Annotated in this window: 11 protein-coding genes; 9 read left to right on the top strand and 2 right to left on the bottom strand. The window is 38.5% G+C overall.

Annotated elements, in window-relative coordinates; genetic code table 11:
* Positions 1–7: 7 nt before the first annotated feature.
* Together REI64_RS14705 and REI64_RS14700 are read left to right on the top strand one after the other, a co-directional pair.
* Entirely contained in the window at positions 8–3,061 is a 3,054-nt protein-coding gene (locus tag REI64_RS14705; protein WP_308850896.1) for an exo-alpha-sialidase, read from the top strand.
* Between the two features lie 11 nt (positions 3,062–3,072).
* Positions 3,073–4,329, top strand: coding sequence for an exo-alpha-sialidase (locus REI64_RS14700; protein ID WP_308850895.1), 1,257 nt, complete (start codon positions 3,073–3,075; stop codon positions 4,327–4,329).
* A gap of 286 nt (positions 4,330–4,615) precedes the next feature.
* On the opposite strand, the gene REI64_RS14695 is transcribed toward REI64_RS14700, so the two are convergent.
* Positions 4,616–4,999, bottom strand: a complete 384-nt coding sequence (locus REI64_RS14695) for a rhodanese-like domain-containing protein (RefSeq protein WP_308850894.1) — start codon at positions 4,997–4,999, stop codon at positions 4,616–4,618.
* Positions 5,000–5,132: 133 nt separating this feature from the next.
* Between REI64_RS14695 and REI64_RS14690 the strand changes: the two genes are divergently transcribed.
* The 5 genes from REI64_RS14690 to REI64_RS14670 all read left to right on the top strand — a co-directional run bounded on the left by REI64_RS14690 (position 5,133) and on the right by REI64_RS14670 (position 11,444).
* Complete coding sequence (locus REI64_RS14690; RefSeq protein ID WP_308850893.1) at positions 5,133–5,804, top strand: hypothetical protein; 672 nt, start codon at positions 5,133–5,135, stop codon at positions 5,802–5,804.
* 5 nt (positions 5,805–5,809) lie between these two features.
* Positions 5,810–6,538 carry a hypothetical protein gene (locus REI64_RS14685; protein ID WP_308850892.1) on the top strand — a complete coding sequence of 243 codons (729 nt, stop codon included), beginning with the start codon at positions 5,810–5,812 and terminating at the stop codon, positions 6,536–6,538.
* A gap of 261 nt (positions 6,539–6,799) precedes the next feature.
* A complete protein-coding gene (locus REI64_RS14680; protein WP_308850891.1) occupies positions 6,800–8,788 on the top strand; it encodes a DUF1800 domain-containing protein in 1,989 nt (662 codons plus the stop codon).
* Between the two features lie 8 nt (positions 8,789–8,796).
* Complete coding sequence (locus REI64_RS14675; RefSeq protein ID WP_308850890.1) at positions 8,797–10,068, top strand: DUF1501 domain-containing protein; 1,272 nt, start codon at positions 8,797–8,799, stop codon at positions 10,066–10,068.
* A 110-nt stretch (positions 10,069–10,178) separates the two neighbouring features.
* Positions 10,179–11,444, top strand: coding sequence for an ectonucleotide pyrophosphatase/phosphodiesterase (locus tag REI64_RS14670; protein ID WP_308850889.1), 1,266 nt, complete (start codon positions 10,179–10,181; stop codon positions 11,442–11,444).
* A 467-nt stretch (positions 11,445–11,911) separates the two neighbouring features.
* Here REI64_RS14670 and REI64_RS18310 read toward each other — a convergent pair whose 3' ends face one another.
* A complete protein-coding gene (locus REI64_RS18310; protein ID WP_375141998.1) occupies positions 11,912–12,076 on the bottom strand; it encodes a hypothetical protein in 165 nt (54 codons plus the stop codon).
* Between the two features lie 288 nt (positions 12,077–12,364).
* Between REI64_RS18310 and REI64_RS14665 the strand changes: the two genes are divergently transcribed.
* Both REI64_RS14665 and REI64_RS14660 read left to right on the top strand, forming a co-directional pair.
* Positions 12,365–13,954, top strand: coding sequence for a carboxypeptidase (locus REI64_RS14665; RefSeq protein WP_308850888.1), 1,590 nt, complete (start codon positions 12,365–12,367; stop codon positions 13,952–13,954).
* Between the two features lie 265 nt (positions 13,955–14,219).
* Positions 14,220–14,399, top strand: a complete 180-nt coding sequence (locus REI64_RS14660) for a hypothetical protein (RefSeq protein WP_308850887.1) — start codon at positions 14,220–14,222, stop codon at positions 14,397–14,399.
* Positions 14,400–14,435: the final 36 nt, after the last annotated feature.

Here is a 14,435-nt window from a genome sequence, read left to right as displayed (position 1 = left end):
TTCTTTTATGGGTTTAAAATCGGGTTTCATAGTAGTTTTAATGGTGCTGCTTGGCGTGAGCCATGCCAAAGCAGTACCATTTACGGAGAATTTTTTCCAATCGGATACCATTGTTAGGGTAGGCAACCGAGATATACATACCAATAAGTACACAGCAGATGGAACACCTGTAGTACCTATGTGGAATGCACCTATGCCAAATGCTAACCAGAGTACTGGAGCGGGGTTTCCCGTACTTTCGCAAGCGCAGCACACCATGGTTTGGCAGCCAGCTAACAAAGATCAGGGAGCTTATAATCATTATGCTTGCCTTATTTTTTTTAAGGGCAAGTTCTTTGCCATGTGGGGTAACCATACCTTGGGAGAAGATGCTCCAGGTCAACGTGTACTTTTTTCTATGTCGAACAGTTGGGGCAATTGGTCTGGCCAGCAAGAACTTTTTGCCGCACCAGGCCCAATAAAACCAAGAGACGAAGAAGGTATACATTTAAAACCAGATAGATGGGTAGTAATAGATAATACACTTTATGCGGTTACCTATGTACATGGTGCTGGGAGATACCCAATAGCTCGTTCGGTAGATGAAAATGGAAATATTGGTGCTCCTTTCTTGGTAACTACACTCCCAAGTGGCGCTGAATTGCCTTCTTATATGACAGGGACTGATCCCAACATATTACTGCCTGTAGCGAGCCAAATTAGAAGTTGGTACACAAGTAACGATGAAATAAGCTGGTGGGCAGCTGGGGCAGAAGGCGTGCCACGTACTGGTATTGACGGGTCACAATTGATAGAGAGTTTCTCATACCGAGCTAATGATAACAGTTTGGTGCTAATGTTGAGAAATTGGGGCACGCCAAGCAATCCAGTACATAATAACCGTATGTACGCAAGCTTTAAATCTGGTAGTGGGAGCTGGACTAGTCCATATCCTACAGATATTCCAGATGCACCTAGTAGGGCGCAAGCAATTAGATTACGTAACGGAACAATTTTGCTCATTGGCAACCAAATAGCACCAACTTTCGATAATGCGCTATATCTGGATCGAGACCCCATGACCGTATCTGTAAGCAAAGACGGTTTTACTTTTAACCAAGTTTTTGCCTATAGAACGGCAGCTCCTACATCATTTAGGTTTTCGGGTGTTGGTGGCAGAAATTTAGGCTATGGTTATTCAAGTTCTATTGTTCACGAAGATTGGCTTTATACACTATATTCTATTGGTAAGGAAGATATGGCCATTAGCAAGGTACATCTTTCAGAGATAGATCCGTTATATGGGAAAACAAATTTGTTAACTTGGCAATTTCATGAATCTAATGTAAGTGTAGGTAACGAAGCTACTTATATTGCTACCTCATTAAATCCGGCTGCTGCAGGTTCAATATTAAAACGGGGAGATGGACTTAAACCCGCAGGCTTAGCTCGTGGTTTTGCTTCTTCATCTAGGTTATGGTATTCAAGTACAGGAAGCCCAACCTCATCCATTCCGGTAACCAAAGCAATGGCTGTTGCCGATAATGCTTTTTATGAATTTACGTTTTCTCCCAATCCGGGATATAAAATTTCTTTAACAACGCTTCGTGCCAATATTAGAAGAAGTTCATTAGGTTGTTCTGGCTATATATGGAAATATAGTAAAGATGGAGTTAATTACATCGAAATACCTACCGCAAATGAAGTCGCACCCCATAACTTTGGTGGTACTATTGTGCAAACGCTAGATACGGGTAACCTAGTAATAACAGGGCTGGACAATATTCCCGATCTGCAAGGTCTCGTTAATGGTACATCGGTTACCTTTAGGCTGTATGGTTGGGGGGCAACTAGCGAGGCTGGTAGTTTTTCTTTTGGAAGAAGTTCAATTACGGTGAGTGCTGTAGAGTATAAAACTATTCCACTAATACTTTCGGGCAATGTAGAAATGGACAACACTTCGATATTAGCTTTTAACCTATTAAATGCTAGTGGATCAGAAGCCGCTTATACTGCAAATGCTAGTCATCCAAACTTGAAACCATCCGCAATTACTAGAGGCACAGGATTAGAACCTTATGTTATTGCACGAAGTATGGGGTCTTTATTAAGAAACTACCAGTCGGATACTAGGCAAACATTGTCAAAGGCCATTGAGTATGGAGATTATTATGAATTTTCTGTAAGTCCAGAAGAAGGTTACTTGGCCTCTTTAAGTTCACTTTCATTTGTATTGAGAAGAAGTACTTACGGGGCATTGAAATATCAATGGAAATACAGCACAAATGGAACTGATTTTTACAACATAGGTAGCTACAATGACATACAAATCCCTTTGATAGGGTTAAGCCAGCCACAGATTAATCTGGCTAATATTGCCGAATTGCAAGGGATTTCTCACAGTTCATCTGTTGTATTTCGTTTGTATGTTTGGGGTACAGCTATGGAAACGGGCACGATAGCCATTGGTAGATATGACGTAGGGCAGAATGAGGCAAGTTTGATAATAGGAGGGACTGTAGAAACTATAACAGTACTTCCTGTAAAACTTACAAGCTTTAAAGCAAGAACAACAAAATTTGGAACGGTAGAATTAAATTGGAAAACCACCGAAGAAGCCAATAATTCACACTATGAAGTTTTACGATCGAGCGATAAAAATTTTATAAGCATTGGTAAAGTTGCGGGACATGGTAAAACAAAAGGTTCAAGCTATACTTTTACAGACCAAAAGCCTTTTACAGGTGTTTCATATTATCAATTAAGACAGGTAGATGTTGATGGGAAATATTGGCTTTCTGATATTGAACATGTAAAAAATGCGCTATTATTAAAGCAACTTTCTGTTTATGCTTCTAAACAACAAGGGAAAGTAAACGTCAATTTTGTATCGGCAAACGAAGGTAATGCTAAGATTAGTATATACGATGTTAACGGAAGATTGCTACATACGGAAAGTATCGCGATAGGCGTATCAAGCAATCAATTTAAATTATCTTTAAACTCATTAAATACTGCTTTGTACGTTTTAAATATCGATTTTAAGGGAGATAACTATACGGTCAAATTTATTCCGCAATAAAACAAATTTTTATGCTAAAACACAATCTTACAATTCTTTTATTACTTGTTTTTATTGCCAATGCAGCTAATGCTAATCATAAGCTTTTATCTGACACCACATTGAAAATAGGTCACAAAACCATTAAAACAACCAAGCGTACTAAGGTAGGCACTCCTGTTATACCTATGTGGGAGGCAGGAACACCAAATCAGAACTTAAGAGATGGTGCTGGTTTCCCAATCTTAACAGGAGCACAACACGCTGCGGTTTGGGGACCAGAAACTAAAGAAGAAGGGGCTTATAATCACTATGCTTGTCTTATATTTTATAAAGGAAAATTTTTGGCGATGTGGGGTAATCATCCATTAGGAGAAGATGCCCCCGGACAAAGAGTGTTGTTTTCTGTTTCAAATGAATGGGGGAAATGGGCCAAGCCCACAGAAATTTTTGCTGCTCCTGGTCCGGTAAAGCCGAAATCAGACGAGGGGATACACCTTAAACCAGATAGATGGATAATTATAGAAGATATATTGTATGCCGTTACTTATGTCCATGGTGCAGGTAGATATCCAATAGCTCGCTCAGTTAGCGAAAATGGTATTTTGGGAGAACCTTTTTTAGTTAGGGATTTACCAAAAAATGCAAAGTTGCCTATCTACATGCAACAAGCCAATGCTTTACAGCCAATTGGCGATAAAATAACTAATTGGTATGTGCAAAATGACCAAGTGAGTTGGTGGGCAGATAAAAATGAAGGTGTAAACAGAAAAGGAGTAGATGGAAGTCAGTTGATTGAAACGTTTTCATACAGAGCAAAAGATGATGGTTTGGTGTTGATGTTAAGGAATTGGGGTACACCAAGTAATCCAGTACATAATAACAGGATGTATGTCAGTTTTAAAAAGGGGAAAGAAGGCTGGGGTACACCTTATCCCACCGATATTCCAGACTCTCCAACTAGAGGGCAAGCATTAAGGTTAACTGACGGAACCATTTTATTGATAGGAAGCCAGAATGCACCTATTTTTGATGAAGCACTTTATTTGGATCGTGATCCCATAACTATTTCAATAAGTAAAGATGGTTATACCTTTGATCGTGTTTATGCGCTAAGGACAGCTTCGCCAAAAAAGTTTAGGTTTAGTGGTGTAAAGGGACGTAATCCGGGCTATGCTTATTCAAGCTCTATTATTCATGAAGGATGGCTTTACACTTTGTATTCTATAGGTAAAGAAGATATGGCTATTAGTAAAGTCGCATTGGAAAAGTTATTAGGGGATAAATAGGACGTGATATAATAAAGATTAATTACTTATATGTTTTAATTTGATGTATCAATACATTATTTTAAATCTTAAGTAATAAAGTTTTCGAACTTCATTAGGGTTAGATATTCTATGTAATTTTACTTCGCTAGTAAAGACGTTAAATCTACTCCCCGAGATGTTTTTGTGTAAAAATAAACTCATACTGCTCCTGCTAATTTCTTCAAATCATGTGAAAAATGTTTTGAAATTGTTCCGTTATGACGACTAAATGCCTTCTCTACCATAGGGGAGGCATTTTTATTTTTTAGGGTTTTCTGCCTTTTTTCTTATTCCAAGAGTTGATGCCGCCTTCTAAATCGTATATTTTTTGGAAGCCTAAAGAATCTAGTTTCTTCGCTGCTTTACTGCTTCTTTTTCCACTACGGCAATAAAGGTAAACAGGTTTGCCTTTATCTAAAGACTGCACAGCCTTTTCAAAATTGATATCCTCTATATTAACGTTAACAGCTTTTTCGATATGCTGCTCGGCAAATTCTTTTTCAGTACGAACGTCTATCAGCTGAATATTTTTCTTTAGTTTCCTTTCTAATTTTCGTGGCGATATTTTCTTGACGTTGCTTTTTTCTTGTGCATTGGCATTAAAAAATAGCAGAGATATTGGCAACAGAAATAAAATTAACTTCCTCATCATCATTTAATTTGCGTAAAGTTAGGTTAAAAAACAGCCTCTTTTAAACATTTTTCTTGTGTAGCTGTTCTTAAGTTATCCATCACTTCTACCTCATTTAATTACGCTGGTTTTGATTTTAAATTGCGAATTGATGAAGTTGCTTCCTGTTTTTATATTTTCTTTTTTATTAAATGCTCTCGCGGTTAAAGGGCAAGGTGCCGATACATTAAAACGACCAATAGCTGTGCAGCTAAACGTAGGTACGCAAGGTATTGGAGCGGCTGTTAACTATGGGGTATATGAAAAATTAGCGCTTAGATTGGGTGTAAACGCTATCCCAATTAAGGCTAACGATGTGTTTAAAATTTCCGGTTTTAACTCTACTTCTCATGTTTCGGCCGATTTTTACAATATCCATTTATTGGCAGATTACACGCCATTTAAACAACAGCCTTGGTTTAGGTTGGTTGGTGGTTTTGCTTACTTCCTTAAGGCAAATGGAAATGTACGTATCATCCCTTCTGATGATTATAAATATGGAGATTTAACCTTAACGGAAGATCAAATTGGGTACGTAGATCTAAATGTAGATTGGAAAGGTTTAGCACCATATTTAGGATTAGGGTTTTTAAAGACTTTCCCTAAAAGGAAGTTTAATATTAATCTGGATTTAGGCACTTATTATCTCAATAAACCCGAAGCGGACATCATTGGAACAGGTATCTTAACAGGTAATTCTTCGCAAACCGAGCAGTTTCAATCTAATATTAAAAACTATCGTTGGTTGCCAATTTTGCAGCTCAACTTCAACTATAAATTTTAAAGGCAATGAGAGCAATTAGGTCAAGTATATTTATGATGGTTTTAGGTTTTATTGCTTGTAAGAAACCTACAGAAAATATCAAAATTGTAGTAGATACTGATATTATCAAATATACTGCATTGGTACAGGTTACAGATGCGCAAACTGGAAATGCAGCTCCGGCAAATGCCACAATTACCGTGGTTGGAGAAAATGCAGCAAATATTTATGAAATATCAGGTAAGAAGGAAATCAGTCTTGTGCAAGGGATGGTAACTATTGGCTTGCATCCAAATCTGGCACCTACAGCAGAAGTACCCATCAATACTACCGTAGAAATTGCGGCTCCTGGTTACACAACGCAACGTAAGAATATCAGTTTTACTGCAGCGCAAAGGCAACAGATAGTTCCTATAGGAATTTCAAGAGTTGGAAATACTGCCCCGCCAATAGTTGTTCCGCCGCCGCCGGTTTATCAAGATGTATCATTAAATTTTACAGGTACCTGCCCTAATAGGCCTGATATAGAAATCAGACCAAGTGTTTATGTGTCTTTCAAAAAAACGGGCGGTACAGAGCCATATCGATATCTAGGTTATATGGACAAAGGAAATATCAGTACTAACCTGCTTGCACTAGGCGAAACTTACGATTTCCAGATTGTATATGGTGGGCAAAGTTATATCGTAGCGCAAAAGATTGATCAGAGCAGCTACAACTTAACACTTAACATGGCCGAGGCATGTAATTTTTAACAGTCATTCAAGTTTATAAAAAATACTTGTCAATCTGAGCTTGTCGAAGACTATTTGGAGCTATGTTTTTTTGAGTGAAGTCATCTTGATTTGAGAATGAGTCGCTTTGCATTTCAAACATCTTTCAATAAAACTTATTTGTTTAAGTCGCTGTTTTAATAAATGAAAGGCATTTCTTTCGCTTTGTGAGATTTTTTTTACAATGTGATTAATCCTTTTAGAAAATAACGTTGTCTTACATAGGAAACTAAACCAAAAGATATGAAACGTAATATTCATAATTTTTATATGAGCGTAATTTTGTTTTGTTGCGCAATCATATTGTCTTCTTTTGTTCGGGTTATTAGTGCATCCGATAAAATTGCAATGCCCTACAAGAAGTCGGGTTTAAGCAATGAACAGGCGGCAGCACACCTATTAAGTCGCTTTACTTATGGTGCACAACCTGGGCAGGTGGAAGAAGTGGTAAAGGTTGGATTGGATAAATGGCTTAAAAAGCAGCTTGACGGTAATTTGGAAGATAAAAATCTTAACCAAATGCTGTCGCAGTACGATGCCATTAACATTAGCAATAGTGAGGTGGAAGATCTTTTTCCGCAGGGACCACGTGTTAGACGCTGGGCAATTAGAGATGGTTATATCCATAAAGATTCAATAAGCTCAAACAACAATAAGTACGAAAGAGAGCTTATCCAAACCTACATGAAGGATAAGGGATATCGTCCCCTACAAGAGTTGTATCGACAATTTTTCAATCAAAAAATACTTAGAGCTGCATACGGCGAAAATCAGCTGAGAGAAATCATGACCGATTTTTGGTTTAACCATTTCAACGTAGCGCTTAATAAACCGCAGTGTGCCAGTTTTGTGCCAGCCTATGAGAGAGATGTGATTAGACCAAATGTATTTGGAGGTTTTGAAGATTTGCTATTAAGCACCGCCAAATCGCCAGCAATGCTGATGTATTTAGATAATTCTTCAAGTTCTGGTGTAAACGTGCCTATGTCAGATCAAGAGATGATGTCGATGAGTGATATGGGGATGTCTACCGAGCAAAAAGCAAAGAGGAAAGAACGGGTAAAGAAAATCCAACAGCAAATTCAGAATAAAAAGAAACAGGGTGGTTTAAATGAGAACTACGCTCGTGAAGTGATGGAGTTACATACCTTAGGTGTTGATGGAGGGTACACGCAAAACGATGTAACCCAAGCGGCAAGAGTGTTGACTGGCTGGACGGTAGCGCCACTAGGTAAGGAAGGTTACGGTGCAGGAAATAAAAACCTAATTGAACGCTTAGGTTCCAGTGGTTTAAAGGAAAAAGGTTTTGTATTGGATGGCGATTTCTTCTTTAATGCCAATAGACACGATAACGGAGAGAAGGTAGTTTTGGGCAAGAAATTTCCTGCTGGCGGCGGTTATGATGAAGGTGTAGAATTATTGAAAATGTTGGCACATCATCAGTCTACTGCTAAGTTTATAGCTAAAAAATTAGCAGTACGTTTTGTAAATGATGTTCCGCCAAGTTCGCTAATAGATAAAATGGCTAAAACTTTTATAGCAACCAAAGGTGATATCAAAAGCGTATTGATTACCATGGTAAATGCACCAGAATTTTGGTCGGAGCAAGCATTGAGGGAGAAAACCAAATCTCCTTTTGAATTAGCTATGAGTGCGGTAAGAAGTTTAAATGCAGAAATTACACAACCTTATGAGCTTTACAGCTGGATTAACCGCATGGGGCAGCAAATGTATTACTACCAAGCGCCAACAGGTTTCCCAGATAATGGACAATATTGGATCAATACTGGTTCTTTGTTAAATAGAATGAATTTTGGCTTGGCATTAGCTTCGCAACGTATACCGGGCGTAAAATTGAATTTAGCCAGCTTAAATAATAACAGAGAGCCTGAAAGTGTGGAAGCAGCTTTGCTCACATATAGTAAGTTAATTATGCCAGAAAGAGAATTGGCACAAACAGTGGCTCGTTTAAAGCCAATGTTAAATGATCCTAATTTGCAACAAAAAGTGGCCAAAGCTGCCGAGCAAAACAGTGCAAAGAAAGACAATAATAACACTGGTATGGAAATGCAGAGCATGGATAGCAAACCAGTAAAAGAAGAGAAAATGAAAATGGGAAGTGGAAGAAAAGCTAATGAAAACCCACCGATTAAAACGCAGGCAGGTAATAATACCATGTTGGCCCAGGTGGTGGGCGTAATTATTGGCTCTCCAGAATTTCAACGTAAATAATTAGAGTTATGGTATCTAGAAGAGGATTTTTAAAAGCTGGAGGTTTAGCCTTATTTGGAATAGGTTTAGGTGGCATTCCCGGATTTCTTGCCGATGCGGTTGCAGGTACTGTAAATCCATCTTTGTTTAAAAAGAAAAAGATATTGGTTTGTATTTTCCAACGTGGGGCAATGGATGGCTTAATGGCTGTAACACCATTTACCGACGACTATTTGAAAGCTGCACGTCCGAGTTTGTTTATGACTGCTGCTAAAGGAAGTGCTAATGAAAAACCACTGATTGACTTAGACGGAAGATTTGGCTTGCACCCTTCAATGGCTGCTTTTGAGCCTATGTTTAGGGAAAAAAGGTTGGGAATTGTGCATGGCATAGGTTCTCCAAACAACACCCGTTCGCATTTTGATGCACAAGATTTCATGGAGTCGGGTACGCCATTTAAAAAAGGGACTACTAGCGGCTGGCTAAATAGGGCAGTAGGCTTGTTGGGCCACGACGCAGCTACACCATTTCAAGGTGTAAGCTTAACTTCATCATTACCTCGATCGTTTTATGGCGAAAATCCAGCAGTAGCTATTAGAAATTTGGCAGATTTCAACATCCAAATGCGAGGTAATGTTTCAGGAGCTAAAATGGCCTCCAAGAGTTTTGAGGATTTGTATGACCAAACTTCATCTGACTTGTTGAAGAACACTGGAAAAGAGAGTTTCGATGCCATAAAAATGCTTCAAAAAACTGATGTAAGGAATTACAAGCCAGAAAATAATGTAGTTTATCCAACAACAGCTTTAGGAAACTCGTTGAAACAGATTGCACAATTAATTAAAATGGATGTGGGTTTAGAGGTAGCCTTTGCAGAGTCTGGCGGTTGGGATACACATTTTAACCAAGGCAAAGACACGGGTGTTTTTGCTCGTAACGTAAATGACTTGAGCAATTGTATGATGGCATTTTGGAATGATTTGTCGAGATATCAAGATGATGTAACGGTAATGACCATGACAGAATTTGGACGTACTGTTGCGCAAAATGGTACAGGTGGTACAGATCACGGTCGTGGATCTTGTAACTTCATTTTAGGAAATAGTGTTAACGGTGGTTTGGTACATGGTGTAGTCAATCCTTTGTCTAAAGATAACTTGGAAGATGGTAGAGATTTGGCTGTAACCACCGATTTTAGAAGCGTATTTAGTGAAGTTGCCGATGTTCATTTAGGCATCGACAATGATAAGGTCTTATTCCCAGATTTTGATGGTAAGAAAATAGGAGTGATGCGGGGATAATTTTTAGAATTACTTTTTTTTGAAATTGAACCAGGATGGCAATTGCTATCTTGGTTTTTTGTTTATGGTAATTTTACATTCAGGTATTTAATTTCCATTATTTTTGCCTCATGAAATCGATGAAAAAAGTTTGGTTAATTTTTGCTTTGGTGATTTGTTGCATTCAGATTTTGTATGCCCAAGATCTTTCGCAGCAGGTGGTAGCCAATCGAGCTAATGATACTTCGCAAATCGATAAACCTTACATCATCTATATTTCTGCCGACGGTTTTAGAAATGATTATGCCGATAAATACCAAGCTAAAAATTTGCTGGCATTAAGAGCGAAAGGTGTACAAGCTACGGCCATGAAGCCTTCTTTTCCTTCGGTTACTTTTTCTAATCACTACACACTGGTTACCGGAATGTATCCTTCTCACCACGGTATCGTTAATAATTCGTTTTACGATCCAAAGAAGGAACAACTTTACGTAAAAACAGATCCTAATGCCGTAAAAGATAGTACTTGGTATGGTGGTGTACCTATTTGGGTTTTGGCAGAACAGCAAAAAATGTTGTCGGCAGCGTTTTATTGGTTGGGCTCAGAGACGCCAGTTCAGGGAGTTAGGCCAACCTACTGGTACAACTTCAATACTAAAATACCGATGGATAAAAGGATTGCCGCAGTTAAAAATTGGTTGGCATTGCCAGAAGAAAAACGTCCGCACTTAATTAACTTTTATTTCCCAGAGGTTGATGTTGCGGGACATTATTTTGGAACAGATTCTAAAGAAACTGCCGCTGCAGTAAAGTTGGTAGATGATGCCGTTGGTGAAATGGTTGAGCTAGCAAAAATGACTGGCTTGGCTGTTAACTTTGTGTTTGTTTCAGACCACGGCATGACCAATGCAGACAATGTAGATGCCATGCCGCTGCCTTCTATTATCGATAAAGAAAAGTTTATTGTGCCAAACGGTGATGCCCTTTTGCAAATTTATGCGAAGGATAAAAAAGATATTAAACCGTTATACAAAGCTCTTAAAAAACAAGGCGCAGATTACGATGTATACCTTACCACTAAAATGCCTAAACGTTGGCATTACCGAGCAAAAAACAATAAAGATGGTAGGATAGGAGATATCATTCTTATTCCTCGCCTACCAAAAATATTTAATCTTACAGGCAAGCCAACAAATATTGGCAAGCACGGATTTGATAATGATTTGCCAGATATGCAAGCTACTTTCTACGCTTGGGGGCCAGCTTTTAAAGAAGGTTTAACTGTCAATTCTTTTGAAAATGTGCATGTTTATCCTTTGTTGGCTAAAATCTTAGGTTTGTCTTATCATCATAAAATTGATGGGGATATGAAGGTATTGGAGCCGATATTGAAGTAGCATGTTTTCATCAATTTAAAATGTCACCCCCTTCGGGGTTTTGCATTCTTCCTGTTTATAGGTTATAGTAGTTTCATCCCTTCGGGATTGATCATCCACAATTGTCATTATAATCGGTTTTTGGTATCTAGTATTTTTAAGCCCTAAGGGATGGCATTACCTATCATGGCCATATTGTTATATGGCCCTTAGTGATTGATTATATGCAATTTTCATTATAATCGGTTTTTGGTGCCTGTATTTTTTAAGCCCGAAGGGCTGATATTATTATAGCAATAAGTTAAACATTAAAACCCCGAAGGGGTGAAATTATTTTTAAATATCTTAATAAGCAGCAGCGGAGAATCTATTCTATCCAATCAAATAGAAATTCTTGTCGATGTTCGATTTCAAATTTTAACAAAAAATCAAAATATTCCTCTCTAAATGTTTTCTTCTTATGGTGTACTTCTTGATTTAAAATATAGTTATAAACTTGATTTACTTGGGAATGTGTATAAGAAAAAGCACCATATCCTTCTTGCCATTGAAATTTGCCTTTTACCCCAATTTTTATCGTTAACAAACTTTGAAGAATTATTCTTGATATCCCTTCGTAAATCGGATAAACTCGTAGAAGGCTTCAAGCCAATAAAGCAATGGATGTGGTCTTTATAGCAATTAACAATAATCGACTTATGTCCTTTAGCAGTAATAACACCTCAGATGTAACTATAAAGCCCATCTTTCCAATCAGATTGTATAACATTAGCCCTTCCCTTAACAGCAAATACAACTTGTATGTATAACTGCGAATATGTTCCTGCCATAATAAATAAATGTGTATTCAATTTACAAAAAATCAGTAACATTTTAGTTCACTTTACGCTAAATCATCTTCATTACTGATATTTATATCAGCAAACCTTACACTAATAAAAATGAAGAAAACTTTTACCCTTGCAACAGCGGTATTACTACTTGCCAATTTTGCCTTTGCTCAACAGCGTTCGCAAACGCAAGCGGGCAGTCCTCAACGTGGAAATGCTCCTGCGGCCGCACAATCAACTGCTACCAAAGAAGAAGCACCAGTTAAAGCAAATACCAACATCGCTTCAAGAAACATTGTTCCCGAAAGCTCTGTAATTACCAACCATACCGTAGCCATTAACGGAAAGGCAGTGCCTTACAAAGCAACCGCAGGTACTTTGCCAGTTTGGGACGAAGAAGGCAAAACACTAGCAGGCCTATTCTACACTTACTACGAAAGAACCGATATCAGCAATAAAGAAAGTCGTCCTTTGGTAATTTCTTTTAACGGCGGTCCAGGCTCTGCCTCAGTTTGGATGCACATTGCTTACACCGGCCCAGTAGTGCTAAAAATAGACGACGAAGGTTATCCCGTACAGCCCTACGGTTACAAAGACAACAGTACTTCCATACTCGATGTGGCAGATATTGTCTATATCGACCCGGTAAACACAGGTTATTCTAGAACTGTGGGCAAAGATGTAGCCACCAACCGTTTCTTTGGAGTAAAAGCCGATATCAAATACCTAGCAGAGTGGATTAATACTTTCGTAACTCGCACCAATCGTTGGGCATCGCCAAAATATCTGATAGGCGAGAGTTACGGTACAACACGTGTATCTGGATTGGCTTTAGAGCTGCAAAGCAACCACTGGATGTACCTAAACGGAGTAATTTTAGTTTCTCCAACCGAGTTGGGTATAGAAAGAGGTGGTGTAATGGATGCCGCTTTGCGTTTGCCTTACTTTGCCGCAACAGCTTGGTATCACAAAGCTTTACCAGCCGATCTACAAGGTAAAAAGCTAACCGATATGTTGCCAGAAGTAGAGCAATTCACCATCAATGAATTGGTGCCGGCAATGTCTAGAGGCGGTTTCATTTCTGCAGATGAAAGAAGCAAAATCGCAGCAAAAATGGCTCGTTTCTCTGGTTTGCCCGAAAAAGTGATACTTCAAAATAACCTTAACATTTCTACCAATCTGTTTTGGAAAGAGCTTCTTCGCGACAAAGGTTTTACCGTTGGTCGTTTAGATTCTAGGTATAAAGGTATCGACAAAAATGACGCTGGCGAACGCCCAGATTACAATGCAGAGTTAACTTCTTGGCTGCATTCTTTTACGCCGGCTATCAATATGTATCTGCGCAACGAGCTCAACTACAAGACCGATTTAAAGTACAATATGTTCGGCCCAGTACATCCTTGGGATAGAACTGGCGACAATACCGGCGAAAATTTACGTGCAGCAATGGCTCAAAATCCTTACCTGCATGTGTTGGTGCAATCTGGTTATTACGATGGCGCTTGCGATTATTTCAACGCAAAATATAACATGTGGCAAATGGACCCAAGCGGCAAACTGAAAGATAGAATGAGTTGGGAAGGTTACGAAAGTGGGCACATGATGTACCTGCGCAAAATAGATTTAGAGCTGGGCAACAACCATATCCGCGATTTCATCAAAAAATCAACACCAAAACCTGGCCAAGCAGCTAAGTTTTAAAAATATTTGAAGCGCAAAAGCAGAGCTACTATCTAACAGAAGTCCTGCTTTTCACTACAATCTTTTTGCCCATGTCACCCTAACAAACTTCGTAAGTTTACAAAACTTACGAAGTTTCAATCAACGCATCTACAACAAAAAGTATTTTCGTTTCAATCAGGGCTATTGTTTAAAGAATGTGCTATTGGCAAGTTAGGAGTCAGCGTAAGTGCTTTGCAAAGTCAGCAAAAATCCTTACCTTAACGTTGCGCAATTCAATTAAAAGATGAAAATTGTTTTAACTTTTCTTAGCTTAGTTTTTGCAATTTATGCTGCTGTTAGAGGTATAGATTTCGTACAGCGTGAAGATAATACATTCGTTTTGTTTGGCGTTGGCTGCTTGTTATTAGCTGTAGGTTTAGCCTATATCACAGTAAAATCAGCGCTTAAAAAGAAGTCGCATTAAATTATTGTCTATAGTTTCCATATAAATGCGTAATTT

Origin of the sequence: Pedobacter sp. (assembly GCF_031119335.1) — a bacterium.
Taxonomy (GTDB): domain Bacteria; phylum Bacteroidota; class Bacteroidia; order Sphingobacteriales; family Sphingobacteriaceae; genus Pedobacter.
This window is presented reverse-complemented; position numbering and strand designations above follow the sequence as displayed.

What these genes read in the sequence shown, in the direction of transcription:
- REI64_RS14675 (WP_308850890.1), top strand. Translation starts at nt 8,797, where the DNA reads ATGGTATCTAGAAGAGGATTTTTAAAAGCTGGAGGTTTAGCCTTATTT.
- REI64_RS14705 (WP_308850896.1), top strand. Translation starts at nt 8, where the DNA reads ATGGGTTTAAAATCGGGTTTCATAGTAGTTTTAATGGTGCTGCTTGGC.
- REI64_RS14685 (WP_308850892.1), top strand. Translation starts at nt 5,810, where the DNA reads ATGAGAGCAATTAGGTCAAGTATATTTATGATGGTTTTAGGTTTTATT.
- REI64_RS14660 (WP_308850887.1), top strand. Translation starts at nt 14,220, where the DNA reads ATGAAAATTGTTTTAACTTTTCTTAGCTTAGTTTTTGCAATTTATGCT.
- REI64_RS14700 (WP_308850895.1), top strand. Translation starts at nt 3,073, where the DNA reads ATGCTAAAACACAATCTTACAATTCTTTTATTACTTGTTTTTATTGCC.
- REI64_RS14680 (WP_308850891.1), top strand. Translation starts at nt 6,800, where the DNA reads ATGAAACGTAATATTCATAATTTTTATATGAGCGTAATTTTGTTTTGT.
- REI64_RS14670 (WP_308850889.1), top strand. Translation starts at nt 10,179, where the DNA reads ATGAAATCGATGAAAAAAGTTTGGTTAATTTTTGCTTTGGTGATTTGT.
- REI64_RS14695 (WP_308850894.1), bottom strand. Translation starts at nt 4,999, where the DNA reads ATGAGGAAGTTAATTTTATTTCTGTTGCCAATATCTCTGCTATTTTTT.
- REI64_RS14690 (WP_308850893.1), top strand. Translation starts at nt 5,133, where the DNA reads ATGAAGTTGCTTCCTGTTTTTATATTTTCTTTTTTATTAAATGCTCTC.
- REI64_RS14665 (WP_308850888.1), top strand. Translation starts at nt 12,365, where the DNA reads ATGAAGAAAACTTTTACCCTTGCAACAGCGGTATTACTACTTGCCAAT.